This window comes from Lentzea sp. NPDC037011 (assembly GCF_055607425.1).
Genome location: NZ_JBVJRT010000002.1, coordinates 467,864 through 481,864, shown reverse-complemented (window position 1 = coordinate 481,864; position 14,001 = coordinate 467,864). Strand labels below are relative to the sequence as shown.

At 72.6% G+C, this 14,001-nt stretch carries 14 protein-coding genes; 8 read left to right on the top strand and 6 right to left on the bottom strand.

Annotation, left to right across the window (positions count from 1 at the left end):
* Positions 1–24: 24 nt before the first annotated feature.
* The 3 genes from ACZ7CH_RS07075 to ACZ7CH_RS07065 are packed head-to-tail and all read left to right on the top strand — an operon-like array spanning position 25 to position 2,275.
* A complete protein-coding gene (locus tag ACZ7CH_RS07075) occupies positions 25–822 on the top strand; it encodes a hypothetical protein (protein WP_360387216.1) in 798 nt (265 codons plus the stop codon).
* A gap of 52 nt (positions 823–874) precedes the next feature.
* Entirely contained in the window at positions 875–1,894 is a 1,020-nt protein-coding gene (locus ACZ7CH_RS07070) for a GlxA family transcriptional regulator (RefSeq protein ID WP_470373336.1), read from the top strand.
* Positions 1,895–1,912: 18 nt separating this feature from the next.
* Entirely contained in the window at positions 1,913–2,275 is a 363-nt protein-coding gene (locus ACZ7CH_RS07065; protein WP_360387210.1) for a hypothetical protein, read from the top strand.
* Between the two features lie 45 nt (positions 2,276–2,320).
* Here ACZ7CH_RS07065 and ACZ7CH_RS07060 read toward each other — a convergent pair whose 3' ends face one another.
* From ACZ7CH_RS07060 to ACZ7CH_RS07050, 3 genes are read right to left on the bottom strand one after another with little or no spacing between them, the layout of a single operon-like run.
* Entirely contained in the window at positions 2,321–3,349 is a 1,029-nt protein-coding gene (locus ACZ7CH_RS07060; protein WP_360387207.1) for a ferrochelatase, read from the bottom strand.
* 52 nt (positions 3,350–3,401) lie between these two features.
* Complete coding sequence (fabI, locus tag ACZ7CH_RS07055) at positions 3,402–4,169, bottom strand: enoyl-ACP reductase FabI (RefSeq protein ID WP_360387204.1); 768 nt, start codon at positions 4,167–4,169, stop codon at positions 3,402–3,404.
* A 40-nt stretch (positions 4,170–4,209) separates the two neighbouring features.
* Positions 4,210–4,914 (bottom strand): beta-ketoacyl-ACP reductase, encoded by a 705-nt coding sequence (locus tag ACZ7CH_RS07050; protein ID WP_360387201.1) that lies wholly within the window; start codon positions 4,912–4,914, stop codon positions 4,210–4,212.
* Between the two features lie 120 nt (positions 4,915–5,034).
* On the opposite strand from ACZ7CH_RS07050, the gene ACZ7CH_RS07045 reads away from it, so the two are divergent.
* The 5 genes from ACZ7CH_RS07045 to ACZ7CH_RS07025 are packed head-to-tail and all read left to right on the top strand — an operon-like array spanning position 5,035 to position 11,033.
* Positions 5,035–7,629, top strand: a complete 2,595-nt coding sequence (locus ACZ7CH_RS07045) for an FAD-binding and (Fe-S)-binding domain-containing protein (protein WP_470373335.1) — start codon at positions 5,035–5,037, stop codon at positions 7,627–7,629.
* 49 nt (positions 7,630–7,678) lie between these two features.
* Positions 7,679–8,338 (top strand): response regulator transcription factor, encoded by a 660-nt coding sequence (locus ACZ7CH_RS07040; RefSeq protein WP_360387195.1) that lies wholly within the window; start codon positions 7,679–7,681, stop codon positions 8,336–8,338.
* Complete coding sequence (locus ACZ7CH_RS07035) at positions 8,339–9,643, top strand: sensor histidine kinase (RefSeq protein WP_360387193.1); 1,305 nt, start codon at positions 8,339–8,341, stop codon at positions 9,641–9,643.
* Complete coding sequence (locus ACZ7CH_RS07030; RefSeq protein ID WP_360387191.1) at positions 9,640–10,503, top strand: TAXI family TRAP transporter solute-binding subunit; 864 nt, start codon at positions 9,640–9,642, stop codon at positions 10,501–10,503. Before ACZ7CH_RS07035 ends, ACZ7CH_RS07030 begins: the two co-directional genes overlap by 4 nt.
* Positions 10,500–11,033 (top strand): dihydrofolate reductase family protein, encoded by a 534-nt coding sequence (locus ACZ7CH_RS07025; RefSeq protein ID WP_470373334.1) that lies wholly within the window; start codon positions 10,500–10,502, stop codon positions 11,031–11,033. Before ACZ7CH_RS07030 ends, ACZ7CH_RS07025 begins: the two co-directional genes overlap by 4 nt.
* Here ACZ7CH_RS07025 and ACZ7CH_RS07020 read toward each other — a convergent pair.
* The 3 genes from ACZ7CH_RS07020 to ACZ7CH_RS07010 all read right to left on the bottom strand — a co-directional run bounded on the left by ACZ7CH_RS07020 (position 11,030) and on the right by ACZ7CH_RS07010 (position 14,000).
* The gene (locus ACZ7CH_RS07020; RefSeq protein ID WP_360387186.1) at positions 11,030–11,995 is read right to left on the bottom strand and encodes a VWA domain-containing protein; all 966 of its coding nucleotides are present in this window, start codon (positions 11,993–11,995) and stop codon (positions 11,030–11,032) included. The two genes, ACZ7CH_RS07025 and ACZ7CH_RS07020, sit on opposite strands and share 4 nt — an antisense overlap.
* Positions 11,992–12,873, bottom strand: coding sequence for a DUF58 domain-containing protein (locus ACZ7CH_RS07015; RefSeq protein ID WP_458434438.1), 882 nt, complete (start codon positions 12,871–12,873; stop codon positions 11,992–11,994). The genes ACZ7CH_RS07020 and ACZ7CH_RS07015 overlap by 4 nt, the downstream gene beginning before the upstream one ends.
* Positions 12,874–12,935: 62 nt before the next feature.
* Positions 12,936–14,000, bottom strand: a complete 1,065-nt coding sequence (locus ACZ7CH_RS07010; protein ID WP_458433319.1) for an AAA family ATPase — start codon at positions 13,998–14,000, stop codon at positions 12,936–12,938.
* Position 14,001 lies beyond the last annotated feature (1 nt).

The following is a 14,001-nucleotide window of genomic DNA, read 5'->3' as shown; positions in this document are numbered from 1 at the left end:
CGCCGGGCCACGTAATCTCGTCGCGTGTCCTGTGCAAGTGCCACGCTGGTCGTGTGGACGTCGGGATGGCTGCACGGTCTGGCCGCCGCCGACGACGTCCTCGACGCCCTGCACACGTGGGCCGAGCAGCACGAGGTGGTGGCCGACGACGACGGCACCGCCACGGCGCTCGACCTCCCCGGTCCCGACGAGGCCCCCGTGGGCCCCGCCCTGCTGCTGGCCTCCCTGCGGCGCGCGGGTGCGACCTCGGCGCGGCTCGTGCTGCCGGTGCCCGGTGACGTGCGCGGCCTGGGCGGCAAGGGGCCCCTCGCGATGTGCGCGCTGCGTTCCGGTGAGGCGCTCGTGATCCCGTCCGTGCACGTCGGGCTGGTGCCGAAGATCGTCGCGGACGGCGTGATGCGCTGGACGGTGTTCGACCTGCCCTCCTCCACGGGCCTGGAGCACATCCCGATCGGCGAGGCCGAGCAGGGGCTGGGCACGGCGCTGCGCGAGGCGACGGCGGCGCTGGCCGCGCTGGACGTCGCGAAGCACCGGCCGAACGTGCGCGAGGAGATCGCGGACCTGTCCGCCGCGAACTCCGCGCTGCCGTGGCCGGACGCGATGCCGCCGCGCTCGTTGCGGGTGCTGCAACGGGCCGCCGAAGTCGACGCGATCGTGTCGGTGGCCCGCTCGGACTCACCCGGTGGTGCGGTGTCGGCGTCGGCGATGACCGCGCGGACCGAGGCGTTGCGGCCGGTGTCCGAAGCGGTGCGGCGCGCGCGGTGCGCTGCCGTGGACGAAGCGGTGCGCGTGCTGGCCGACTCGGGCGCCGGGCGGCACTGACCCCGTTCCCCGTGCCTGCCCCCGCCACCGGTGCGAGGATGCGACGGGGGCGATGCGGGTGGACGCAGCACGACGAGTCGTGATCATCGCGTACAACGACGCGCAGATCCTCGACGTGGCGTGCCCGAGCGGCACGTTCGAGATCGCGAACGGCCACGGGGCCGCGCCGCCGTACCGGATCGAGCTGGCCACGGTGACGGGGCGGGACGTGCGCAGCTCGTCGGGGATCGCGCTGACCGGCGCACGGCGGCTGGCCTCGGTGACCGGGCGGATCGACACGATGCTGGTCGTCGGCGGGCACGGGACCCGCGACGCGATGGCCGACGACGGGATGCTGACGCAGGTGCGGCGCCTCGCACGGCACAGCCGGCGGGTCGCGTCGGTGTGCACCGGCGCGTTCGTGCTGGCCGCGGCCGGGCTGCTGGACGGCAGGAAGGTGACCACGCACTGGGCGTACGGCGACATCCTGGTCGAGCACTTCCCGCAGGTCACGGTGGACCTGGCACCGCTCTACGTCCAGGACGGCAACGTCTACACCTCCGCCGGGGTCACCAGCGCGCTGGACCTGACGCTCGCGCTGGTCGAGGACGACAACGGCCCCACCGTCGCCCGCCGGGTCGCCCGCGAACTGGTGACCTACCTCCAGCGCCCGGCCGACCAGGCTCAGCTCAGCATGTTCCTCGCCGCGCCCCCGCCGGGCGACCGGCTGGTGCGCGACCTGCTCGGGCACATCGCCGCGCACCCCGGGGAGGACCTGAGCCCGGCCGCGCTCGCGGCACGGGCCCAGATCAGCACACGGCACCTCACCAGGCTGTTCGCCACCCACGTCGGCACCACCCCCGCCCGCGCCGTGCGGGCCGCCCGCACCGAGGCCGCCGCCCACCTGGTGCGGGGCAGCGACCTGTCGCTGGCCGCGGTCGCGCGCCGGTGCGGGTTCGGGTCGGCGGAGGTGCTGCGGCAGGCGTTCCTCGACCACTACGGGATGACCGGGGACAGGATTCGCAGGATCGCGGACATGCCCGGCCCGCTCGACCGTGGTTCTCCCCAGACTCCTGAGCACGGAACCACGTGAGATCGAGGGGGAAACACCATGTTCGACAGGAAAGCGGCGGCCGTGCTCGGGATGGCGCTGATCAGCCTGCTGGGAACGACGGTGGCGAGCGTCCCGGCGTCGGCGGCGCCGTGCCGCAAACCGGTGAGCTCCGTGTCGGTGCACGGTCGCACGATCCACCTGTGGGTGTGCGACAACGGCTGGCACGGTCAGATCACCGGTGGGGCCACGGGTGACCCGGTCTGGCTGGACAGCGCCCGCAACACGGTGACGGGCTACCGGACCATCCCGTCCGGCGCCACGTCGGTGAACACCGGCACGGTCGGGCAGTACGGCGGACCGTGGCGGGCCTGCGGGCGCGCGTTCAACCGCCCGGAGATCGTCTGCACCGCACGCAACTGAACCGGGTCTCCGGCCGGTCCGAGGAGGGCCGGCCGGAGTCCGGCACTACTGGGCCTTGACGGGCCTCTTCGCCGGCTCGCAGCACAACGGCGCGCACGGGGCACCGTTCACCGTGCAGCCGGCTGAGGTGAACGACGACAGCTTGCGCACGGGAGCACCGGAGGTGTGCTCGGCCACCAGCTCCACGACGAGCTCGGCGAAGCGAGGGTCGGCGTTCGGGGTCGCCGCGCGGGCGAACTCCACGCCGAGCTCGGCGGCGCGGTCACGGGCCTCGGTGTCGAGGTCCCACACCACTTCGAGGTGGTCGGACACGAACCCGATCGGGCACACCACGACGCCGGTGACGCCCTTGGCGTGCAACGCGTCGATGTGGTCGACGATGTCGGGCTCCAGCCACGGGATCTGCGGCGGGCCGGACCGCGACTGCCACACCACGTCGTACTCGGTGACGCCCAGCTCGGCCGCGACCAGCCGGGACGCCTCGACGACCTGGCGGGAGTAGCGGTAGCCGCCCTCGGACGGCGGACCGGCGGCCTTGTCCGCGGACACCGGCACCGAGTGCGCGGTGAAGACGAGCCGGTACGGGCCGGTCAGCGACTCGGCGGCCGCGCGGACGCCGTCGGCGAAGGCGGAGATGAAGAGCGGGTGGTCGAAGAACTGGCGCAGCTTCACCAGTTCGGGGCCGTCCGGCACGGCCGCCAGTGCCCGCACGATGTCCTCGTCGTACTGGCGGCACGCGGAGTAGCCGCCGTACGCGCTCGTCGGGAACACCAGCGCACGCTGGACGCCGTCGGCCTTCATCTGCGCGACGGTGTCCTCGACCATCGGGTGCCAGTTGCGGTTGCCGAAGTAGATCGGCAGCTCGAAACCGGTGGCGCGCACGGCGTCGATCGCGTCGAGGTTCAGGCGGTTGATCGGTGACACGCCGCCGAAGTGCTGGTAGTGGGCCTCGACCTCGTCCAGCCGCTCCGGCGGCACGCCACGTCCGCGCACCACGTTCTCCAGGAAGGGACGGACGTCCTCAGGACCTTCCGGTCCGCCGAAGGAAAGCCAGAGCAGCGCATCGAAACTCACCGCTCCATCCAATCAGACGCCCGAACCCCCCACACGACGAGCAGCTGTGACGTCAGAGGCCGAGGAAGTGCACGCCGCCGTCGACGAACACCATCGAGCCCGTGGTGGCCGGGAACCAGTCGGACAGCAGGCCGCAGACCGACTTCGCGACGGGCGTCGGGTCGTCGACGTCCCACGACAGCGGCGCCTTCTCGCCCCACATCTTCTCCAGCTCGCCGAAGCCCGGGATGGACTTCGCGGCCATGGTGCGGACCGGGCCGGCGGAGATCAGGTTCACGCGGATGCCGTCCGGGCCGAGGTCCCGCGCCATGTAGCGGTTGATCGACTCGAACGCCGCCTTCGCCGCGCCCATCCAGTTGTAGGCGGGCCACGCCTGGCGGGCGTCGAAGTCGAGGCCGACGACCGACGAGCCGTGCGACAGCATCGGGCGCACGGCCTGCACCAGCGCCTTGTAGGAGTACGCCGAGACGTGCATCGCGACGGAGACGTCCTCCCACGGCGCGTCCATGAACGGCGCGCCGAGGCAGCTCTGCGGGGCGAACCCGATGGCGTGCACGACGCCGTCGAGGCCGTCGACGTGCTCACCGACGCGCTCGGCCAGCGTGTCGAGGTGCTCCTGGTTCTGCACGTCCAGCTCCACGACGGGCGCGGGCTTGGGCAGGCGCTGGGCGATGCGCTGCACGAGGCTCATCCGGCCGAACCCGGTCAGCACGACCTCGGCGCCCTGCTCCTGGGCGACGCGTGCGACGTGGAAGGCGATCGACGCGTCGGTGATCACACCGGTGATCAGCAGTCGCTTGCCTTCGAGCAGTCCGGTCACTTGATCCAACCCTTTCGCAGAAAGAAGAGAACGAAGAACGTCAGTGGCCCATGCCGAGGCCGCCGTCGACCGGCAGCACGGCACCGTTGATGTAGCCGGACTCGTTCGCGGCGAGGAACGTCACCGCGCGGGCGATCTCGTCGACGGCGCCGTAGCGACCGGCCGGGATCTGCTTGAGCGCCGCCTCGCGCACCGCCTCGGGCAGCTCGGCGGTCATGTCGGTGGTGATGAAGCCGGGGGCGATGACGTTCGCGGTGATGTTGCGCGAACCGAGCTCCAGCGCGATCGAGCGCGCCATGCCCACCATGCCCGCCTTGGACGCGGCGTAGTTGACCTGGCCCGCGCCGCCGGTGAGGCCCACGACCGACGAGATGAAGACGATGCGGCCGAACTTCTTGCGCAGCATGCCGCGCGAGGCGCGCTGGGCGAAGCGGAACGCGCCGGTGAGGTTGGCGTCGACGACGCTGGTGAACTGCTCCTCGCTCATGCGCAGCAACAGCGTGTCCTGGGTGATGCCGGCGTTGCAGACGAGCACCTCGACCGGACCGTGGGCGGCCTCGACCTCGGAGAACGCCGCGTCGATCTCCTCGGCGTTGGTCACGTCGCACTTCACGCCGAGCAGACCCTCGGGTGCGCCGGAGCCGCGGTGCGTGACGGCGACCTTGTCGCCCTGCGCCGCGAACGCCTGCGCGATGGCGAGGCCGATGCCGCGATTGCCCCCGGTGACCAGAACGGACCGACTCACTAGCTCTCCCTGCAATCGCCGCTGGTTGACCGGCTGAGGTTATCGGCTACCCGCAGGTAGCCCGGCATCGGCGGTTGAACCTCACACCACGGCGGGGCCGATCGGGGGCATGATCAGGTGATGCGGGCCTTCCTCGACCAACTGCGCCGCCACGTCGAGGGCGACGTGCTCGACGACCCGGCGAGCCGCGCCCTGTACTCGGCCGACGCGTCGAACTACCGCCACGTGCCGCGGGTGGTGGTCCGTCCGCGGACGACGGACGCCGTGGTCGCGGCCGTCGGGATCGCCGCGGAGCACCGCGTCCCGATCACCAGCCGCGGCGCGGGGACCTCGGTCGCGGGCAACGCCTGCGGTACCGGCCTGGTGATCGACTTCAGCCGCTACCTGAACGCCTTCGAGATCTCCGGCGACCGGGCGTTCGCGCAGCCGGGCGCGGTGCTCGACAAGATCAACGCGAGCGCCGGCGACCACCTGTTCGGCCCCGACCCGTCCACGCACTCGCGCTGCACGATCGGCGGGATGATCGGCAACAACGCCTGCGGCGCACACTCGGTGAAGTGGGGCAAGACCAGCGAGAACGTCCTGGACCTCGACGTGCTGACCGTCGACGGCCGCCGGTTCCGCAGCACGGACCCGCCCGCGCTCGCGCTGCCGTCGCACGACCCGGCGTGGTTCCCGCGGCTCAGCCGCCGGGTCAGCGGGTACGCGCTGGACGCGCCGACGCTCACCGGCCAGCTCGTCGGCACGGAGGGCACCTGCGTGGTGCTGCTCGGTGCGGAACTCAAGCTGGTCCGCCGCCCGGAGCGCCGGGTCCTCGTCGTGCTCGGCTTCGCGGACACCTACGAGGCCGCCGACCAGGTCACGCAGATCGAGGACGCGCTCGCGGTCGAGGGCCTGAACGAGGCACTGGTGAACAGCGTCCGCACCCGCCCCGACCTGCCGGAAGGCCGCAGCTGGCTGTTCGTCGAGGTCGAGGACCACCCCGAACGGGTCGCCGCGCTCACGAGGAGCTCGATGGTCGTCCACGACCCGGCGCACCAGCGGGCGCTGTGGCGCATCCGCGAGGACGGCGCCGGTCTCGCCACCCGCATGGCCGACGGCAGCGAGGCCTGGTCGGGCTGGGAGGACTCGGCCGTCCCGCCGGAACGCCTCGGCGCCTACCTGCGCGACCTCGACGCGTTGCTGACCGGGTACGGGCGGCGCGGCACCACCTACGGCCACTACGGCGAGGGCTGCATCCACGTCCGCATCGACTTCGACCTGGCCCGCGGCTACCGCGAGTTCCTCCAGGACGCCGCGGACCTGGTCGTGAGCCACGGCGGCAGCCTGTCCGGCGAGCACGGCGACGGCCAGGCCCGCTCCGAGCTGCTCTCCCGCATGTACCCGCCGGCGGCGATCCGGGCGTTCCGGGAGTTCAAGCACGCCTTCGACCCCGGCAACCTGCTCAACCCCGGCCGGATCGTGGAGCCGCTGAAGCTCGACGACGACCTGCGCGTCCTCGTCGCTCCCCCGCGCATCCCGACGCGCGCGGAGTTCGCGAGCGACACCCGCCGCTGCGTCGGCGTGGGCAAGTGCCTGAACACCAAGGGCGGCGTGATGTGCCCGAGCTACCGCGTCACCAGGGAGGAGAAGCACTCCACGCGCGGCCGCGCGCACCTGCTGTTCGAGATGCTCAACGGTGACGTGGTCAAGGGCGGCTGGCGGTCGCCGGAGGTGGCCGAGGCGCTGGACCTGTGCCTGGGCTGCAAGGGCTGCAAGCGCGACTGCCCGGTCGACGTGGACATGGCGAGCTACAAGGCGGAGTTCCTGCACGAGCACTACAGGGGCCGCCCGCGCCCGCGGTCGCACTACGCGATGGGCTGGTTGCCGACGTGGCTGCGGTACGGGCTGGTCAACCGGTTCACGGCGCGGTTCGGCCGGTTCGCGGGCCTCACCCCGGAACGCGAGCTGCCCACACCCACCACCCCCCTGCTGCGCAGGCTGCGCCCGCTCGGCGAGGGCGAGCCGGTGCTGCTGTTCCCCGACACGTTCACGAACTTCTTCGAGCCGGACATCGGCATCGACGCCGCGAACGTGCTGGCGCACCTGGGAAACCGGGTCGAGCTGCCGCCCTCGACCGTCTGCTGTGGACTGACCTGGCACTCGACCGGCCAGCTGCCGAAGGCCCGCAGGGTCGTCGAACGCACGGCACGCGCGCTGCACCCGTGGACGAGCCGCGGCGTCCCGGTGATCGGCCTGGAACCGAGCTGCACGGCGTTCCTCAAGGCCGAAGCCCCGAAGCTGTCGGACACCGAGGAGGTGCGCGCCCTCGCCGACGCCACCCGCACGTTCGCCGAGCACGTCGCACCGGCGCTGCCCGACCTGCCCGGCGACCGCGAGGCGGTCGTGCAGACCCACTGCCACCAGTACGCGGAGCTGGGTTTCGGACCGGACCGCACGGCGATGGAGAAGGCCGGGCTGCGACCCCGGGTCGTGGAGGGCTGCTGCGGCCTGGCCGGCAACTTCGGCTTCGAGCAGGGCCACTACGACGTGTCGATCGCCTGCGCCGAACAGGACCTGCTGCCCGCGCTGCGCGCGAACGAGGACGCGCTGGTGCTCGCGGACGGCTTCAGCTGCCGCACGCAGATCCGGCACACGACCGACCGCGAGCCGGTCCACCTCGCCACCGCGCTCGCGACCCGGCTGGGGCTCCGAGCGCTTCTCCACGGTCACTGAAAAGCATCGACATGCCCGCGAAACGGCCATCCCGGGCGATACTGCTCCCATGCGGGTGCTGTTGGTCGAGGACGACGACGGTGTCGCCGACGCCCTGGTGGAGGCACTGCGGGCGAACGGCCACCGGCCTGCCCGCGTGCGCAGGGGGTCCGACGCGCTGATCGCGCACCGCGACGCGGACGTGGTGCTGCTCGACCTCGGCCTGCCCGACCAGGACGGCCTGGAGGTGCTGCGCAAGCTCCGCAGGATCGACCCGGTGCCGGTGCTGGTGCTGACCGCGCGCGGGGACGAGCGGACCGTGGTGCGCGGGTTGCGGCTGGGCGCGGACGACTACCTGGTCAAGCCGGTGCGGCTGGCCGAGCTGCTGGCCCGCATCGACGCGGTGGCGCGGCGCAGTGCGGCGCGGTCGCAGGAGCAGGGCGACCTGGTGCGGGTGTCCGATGTGGAGATCGACCTGCAGAGCCGCCAGGTCGTGGTCGGCGGGCGGGAGATCTCGTTGACCACCAAGGAGTTCGACGTGCTGGCGGTGCTCGCGCGGCGGCCGGGCACGGCGGTGAGCCGCCAGCAGCTGATGGACGAGGTGTGGGGCAACGCGTTCGTGGCGGTGTCGCGGACGCTGGACGTGCACCTCACGCAGCTGCGCGCCAAGCTCGACCGGCCGGGGCTGCTGCACACCATCCGCGGTTTCGGCTACCGGCTCGGTGAGTAGATGCGGCAACGGCTGCTGGTGGTGCTGCTGCTGTTCTCGCTGTCGGCGGTGACCGCGTTCGCCGTACCGCTGCTGATGAGCACGGCCAGCGAGCGCACCCAGCGGTTCGTGATCGGCCGGACCGCCGACCTGGACCGGTTCGCGACCCTGCCGAACGACCTGGTGGTCGCGGAGGCGTTGCGCTACACCGAGGTCTACGGCGAGGAGGTCGTGGTCGTCGACGCCGCCGGGCGGCCGCTCGTCGAGTCCGGCATGGCGGTGGCCGACGTGTCCAGCCAGATCGACGCCGCGCTGCGCAACCAGCCGGCCGCGCCGGTGCGGACGGTGCTGCCCTGGAACGGCGGTGACGTGCTGTTCGCGCGACCGGTCGGCACCGGCACGAAGGTGGCGGGCGCGGTGGTGGTGCGCGCGTCCACCAGGGTGGCCGCGGCGGATGTCGCGCAGCGGTGGGCGCTGGTGCTCGCGGGGGCGTTGCTGGCGGCCTGCGCGTGCGTGTTGCTGGCGCTGGTCGTGGCGCGGTGGCTGCTGCGGCCGTTGAAGGAGCTCGACCGGGGTGTGCGGGCGGTCGCGGAGGGGCAGCGGCGCGCGCACGTCGCCGACACCGCGGGCCCGGCCGAGCTGCGGGCGTTGTCGGAGTCGTTCAACCGGATGTCCGACGCGGTGGCCGAGGCCGCCGACCAGCAGCGCCGGCTCATCGCGGACGCCTCGCACCAGCTGCGCAACCCGATGGCGGCGCTGCGGCTGCGGGTGGACATGCTGCCGGACAACGGTTCCCTGCTCACCGAGGTCGAGCGGCTGGAGTCGTTGCTGGACGGCCTGCTCGCGCTCGCGTCGGCCGAGAGCACCGCCACCGAACGGGCGGCGGGCGGGGTCGAGCCCGAGCTGGCCGACCTGCGGGCCGTGGCGCACGACCGGGTCGACGCGTGGCGGGCGGCGGCCGGGGCGGCGGGCGTGACGATCACCGTGGACGACCGCGCGCCGGGCCTGGTGCGGTGTGCCGTCTCGGACCTGGCGCAGGTGCTGGACGTGCTGCTGGACAACGCCATCAGGTACGGCGGCACCGAGGTGGCCGTGGTGTGCGACCGCGCGACTCTCACCGTGCGCGACAACGGTCCCGGTCTGTCCGAGGAGGACATCGAGCACGCGACCGAGCGGTTCTGGCGTGGTGGCGGCCCGCAGCGCGGCACCGGCCTCGGCCTGGCCATCGCCGAACGCATCGTGACCGCCCACGGCGGGGAGCTGCGGCTGCACACCGACGGTGGCCTGGTCGCGACCGTGGAGCTGCCGAAGGAGCCGCTGCTGTGAAGCGCCGGACCCTCCTGCTGGGCGCGCTGGCCCTCACCGCGTGCGGGACGAGCGAACCCAGCGGCACCATCCGCGTCGCGGGCGGCGAGCCCGGCGGGTTCTACAACGACTTCGCCGCCCTGCTGTCCCGCCTCGCCACCGGCTCGCTGACGATCACGCCGATCGAGACCGGCGGCAGCGCCGACAACCTGCGGCACCTGCGCGAGGGCACCGCCGACCTCGCGCTGACCCTGAGCGACAGCGCCCACCTGGAGCCCGGCCTGGTCGCGGTGGGCCGCGTCTACGAGAACTACCTCCAGCTCGTCGTGCTCGCCGACTCGCCGTACCGCAGCGCGGCCGACCTCGCCGGCCGGCCCGTGTCGCTGGGCGCCGCCGGGTCCGGCGCGGCGCTGCAGGGCGAACGGCTCGCGCTGGGCGTGCGGGAGGAGCACTACCCGCTGCGCAACGCCGTGGACGCGCTGAAGGCGGGCGAGATCGCGGCGCTGCTGTGGTCGGGCGGCGTGCCGACCCCGGAGCTCGACCGTGCGGAGGGGATCAGGCTGCTGCCGCTCGACGGGTTCCTGCCCCGGCTGCGGCAGAACCACGGCAAGGTCTACGAACGCGTGGACGTGCGCACGGGCGTCTACGACTCCCCCGTCGACATCCCGACGATCGGCACGCCGAACCTGCTGGTGTGCCGGCCCGACCTCGGCGCCGACCTCGCGGGGGCGGTGGTGCGGCTGCTGGTCGCGAACGCGGCGCGGCTGGTGCCGCAGCAGGCGCTCGGCACCCAGTACCTCGACGTGCGCAGTCTCATCGACACGGGCACGGTGCCGCTGCACGCCGGTGCCGCGGCGGAGTACCGGAGGATTCACGGATGATCATCACGATGGCGTCGGTCTCGCTGGACGGCTTCATGGAGGGACCCGGCCACGACATCAGCTGGCACCGGGTCGACGAGGAGCTGCACGGGCACTTCAACACCGAGCTGGCACGGATGAGCCGGTTCATCGACGGCCGCCGCAACCACGAGACGATGCTCGCGGCGTGGCCGCACACCGGCGAGCACCCCGAGTGGGCGCCGTCGATGCACGAGTTCGGCCGGATCTGGCGGGAGATGCCCAAGATCGTGTACTCGCGGACGCTCGACACCACCGCGTGGAACACCGTGGTGCGGCGGGAGGTCGACCCGGACGAGATCAGGGCGCTGCCCGGGGACAGCGTGGTCGGCGGCGCGCAGCTCGTGGGGACGTTCTTCGAGCACGACCTGGTCGACGAGGTCCGCCTGTACGTCAACCCGGTCGCGCTCGGCGCGGGCACGCCGTTCTTCACACGGCCGAAGACCCTGGCGCTCAAGAGCACCAGGGCCTTCGGGAACGGTGTGGTGGAGCTGGTCTACGGCCGGGGCTAGGGCAGTCTCTGGCCCAGCAGCAACGCCGCGGCGGCCGCGACCATCGCCGTCAGCGTGCCGAGCACCAGCCACGGCTTGGACGCGTCCGCCTGCTTCTTCTCGTAGCCGATCTGCTCGCCGAGCGTGTCGTACACCCGGCGCAGCTCCTCGGCGGAGGCGGCCTTGAAGAACTCGCCGCCGGAGATCTTCGCGATCTCCTTCATCGAGTCGTCGTCGACCGGCACGGCCTGCTGGCGGCCCTCGATGTCGACCACGCCGTCCTCGGTGCCGAACGAGATCGTGGAGATCGGGATACCGGCCTTCTTCGCGTCGTCCGCCGCGTCGAACGCCTTGCGGGTGCCGACCGTCTCCTTGCCGTCCGTCATCAGCACGATGCGGGCCGGAGGGGGCCCCTCGGCGCCTCCGACGACCTTGCCGAACGAGTCGATGGACGCCATCGCGGCGACCAGCGCGTCACCGGTCGCGGTCGACTGGGCGAGCTTGAGCCCGTCGATCGACTGCGACACGGCCGCGCGGTCGGTGGTGGGCGCGACCAGCACCGTCGCCGAGCCCGCGAACGAGATCAGGCCCAGGTTGATGCCCGGCGTGAGGCCTTCGGCGAACGACTTGGCCGCCACCTGCGCGGCCTCCAGCCGGGACGGCTTCACGTCGGTGGCCTTCATCGACAGCGACACGTCGACCACGAGCATCACGGTCGCCCGGTTGCGCGGGACCCGCTGCTCCGACGTCGGCCCGGCCAGCGCGACGGTCAGCAGCGCGAGCGCCGCCAGCAGGAACGCCGCCGGGACGTGCCGCGACCAGCGTTCCCGCTTGGGCGCGACCTTCTCCAGCAGCTCCAGGTTCGTGAACCGCAGCACGCGCTTGCGGCGCATGCGCTGGGCGAGCACGTACCCGGCCGCGAGCACACCGACGGCGACGAGCAGCAGGAACCACCACGGGGCGACGAAGTTCGAAAAGCTCATGCGACACCCCCAGACCAACGGCGCTTGCGCGCCACCACGAAGCGGACCGTGTCCGCGATCCAGTCGGAGTCGGTCCGCAGCACCAGGTGCCCGGCGCCCGCGCGGCGCAGCCCGGCGGCGACCTCGGCCCGGTGCTCGGCAGCCGCGGCGTTGAACTCCTTGCGCAGCAACGCCGACGCGGTCACCTCGCGCTGCCGGCCGGTCTCCGGGTCGGACAGCACGACGGTGCCGACCTCGGGCAGGTCGACGTCGCGCGGGTCGACGACCTCGATGGCCACCAGCTCGTGCCGTGCCGACAGCGCGCGCAGCGGCCGTTGCCACTCCATGCCGCCGAGGAAGTCGGAGATCACCACGATCAGCCCGCGCCGGCGCGGCGGGCGGCGCAGCTGCTCCAGCAACGCCGCCAGGTCGCCGCGGGTGCCCTCACTCGCACGCGGCGTCTCGGCGATCTTGCGGATCATGCCGCGGGCGTGCGCCAGGCCACCGCGCGCCGGGATGCGCACGTTCTCCGCACCCGTCGAGATCGCAGCACCGATCCGGTTGCCGCCACCGCGGGTCAGGTGCGCCACGGCGGCTGTCGCGGCAATCGCCAGGTCGCGCTTCTCGCAGGCCGCGGTGCCGAAGTCGAGCGACGGCGACAGGTCGACCGCCACCCACGTCTCCAGCTCGCGGTCGGCGACCGTCTCGCGGATGTGCGGCACGGTGGTGCGGGCGGTGACCGCCCAGTCCATCCGGCGCACGTCGTCACCGGGCTGGTAGGTCCGCGCCTCGCCCGGCTCGGTGCCCGGTCCCGGCACGAGACCGAGGTGGTTGCCCTGCAGCAGGCCGTCCAGGCGGCGCCGCACGTCGAGCTCCAGCATGCGCAGCGCGGCCTCCATGCGGCCGCCGTGCAGGACCGGGGGCGCCCACGAGGGGCGCTCGGCGGTGGCCTTGTCCTTGCTCACGGCCTACCAGCCGGAACCGGCTGCTGCGGGCGCGCGGACACCTGCGGCAGCGGCACGATCTGCAGCACGCGGGTGATGATGTGGTCGATCGGCACGCCGTCGGCCAGCGCGTCGTAGGACAGCACGAGGCGGTGGCGCAGCACGTCCGGCACGACGTCCACGACGTCCTGCGGCAGCACGTAGTCACGGCCGCGCACGAGCGCGAGGCCACGGGCGGCGGCGATGATGCCCAGCGACGCACGCGGCGAGGCACCGTAGGCGACCCAGCCGGCGACGTCGGTCAGGCCGTGCTCGGCCGGTGCGCGGGTCGCGATCACCAAGCGCACCACGTAGTCGACCAGTGCGTGGTGGACGAAGACGCGCGACGCCACGCCCTGCAGGCGCACCAGCTCCTCCGGCGAGAGGACCTGGTTCGGCGTGGGCGCCTCGACACCCATGCGGTAGACGATCTCGCGCTCTTCCTCGGCCGTGGGGTACTCGACCTGGATCTTGAACAGGAACCGGTCGCGCTGCGCCTCCGGCAGCGGGTACACGCCCTCGTTCTCGATCGGGTTCTGCGTCGCCAGCACCAGGAACGGGTTCGGCATCGGGAAGGTCTTGCCGCCGATGGACACGTGCCGCTCGGCCATGACCTCCAGCATCGCCGACTGGACCTTGGCCGGCGCGCGGTTGATCTCGTCGGCCAGCACGAAGTTGGCGACCACGGGGCCGAGCTCGACGTCAAACGCCTCGCTGGACTGGCGGTAGATGCGGGTGCCGAGGATGTCGGCGGGCACCAGGTCGGGCGTGAACTGCACCCGGCTGAACGAGCCGCCGACCACGCGCGCGAACGTCTCGACGGCGAGCGTCTTCGCGACACCCGGCACACCTTCGAGCAGCAGGTGGCCCTTGGCCAGCAGACCCACGAGCATCCGCTCGACGAGCCGGTCCTGGCCGACGATGACCCGCTTCACCTCGAACACGGTGCGTTCGAGCAGCTGGGCGTCACGAGCCGGGGTGACGGGCGCCGGTGCGTTCGGCGTTGCCTCGGCGGCGGGCTCGGTCACGGTGCGGGCCTCCATG

Bases quoted from the DNA above. Each gene is read 5' to 3' on its own strand.
- ACZ7CH_RS07010 (WP_458433319.1), bottom strand. From the start codon at position 14,000: ATGGAGGCCCGCACCGTGACCGAGCCCGCCGCCGAGGCAACGCCGAAC.
- ACZ7CH_RS07015 (WP_458434438.1), bottom strand. From the start codon at position 12,873: ATGGAGGCCGCGCTGCGCATGCTGGAGCTCGACGTGCGGCGCCGCCTG.
- ACZ7CH_RS07065 (WP_360387210.1), top strand. From the start codon at position 1,913: ATGTTCGACAGGAAAGCGGCGGCCGTGCTCGGGATGGCGCTGATCAGC.
- ACZ7CH_RS07070 (WP_470373336.1), top strand. From the start codon at position 875: ATGCGGGTGGACGCAGCACGACGAGTCGTGATCATCGCGTACAACGAC.
- ACZ7CH_RS07020 (WP_360387186.1), bottom strand. From the start codon at position 11,995: ATGAGCTTTTCGAACTTCGTCGCCCCGTGGTGGTTCCTGCTGCTCGTC.
- ACZ7CH_RS07035 (WP_360387193.1), top strand. From the start codon at position 8,339: ATGCGGCAACGGCTGCTGGTGGTGCTGCTGCTGTTCTCGCTGTCGGCG.
- ACZ7CH_RS07040 (WP_360387195.1), top strand. From the start codon at position 7,679: ATGCGGGTGCTGTTGGTCGAGGACGACGACGGTGTCGCCGACGCCCTG.
- ACZ7CH_RS07025 (WP_470373334.1), top strand. From the start codon at position 10,500: ATGATCATCACGATGGCGTCGGTCTCGCTGGACGGCTTCATGGAGGGA.
- ACZ7CH_RS07045 (WP_470373335.1), top strand. From the start codon at position 5,035: ATGCGGGCCTTCCTCGACCAACTGCGCCGCCACGTCGAGGGCGACGTG.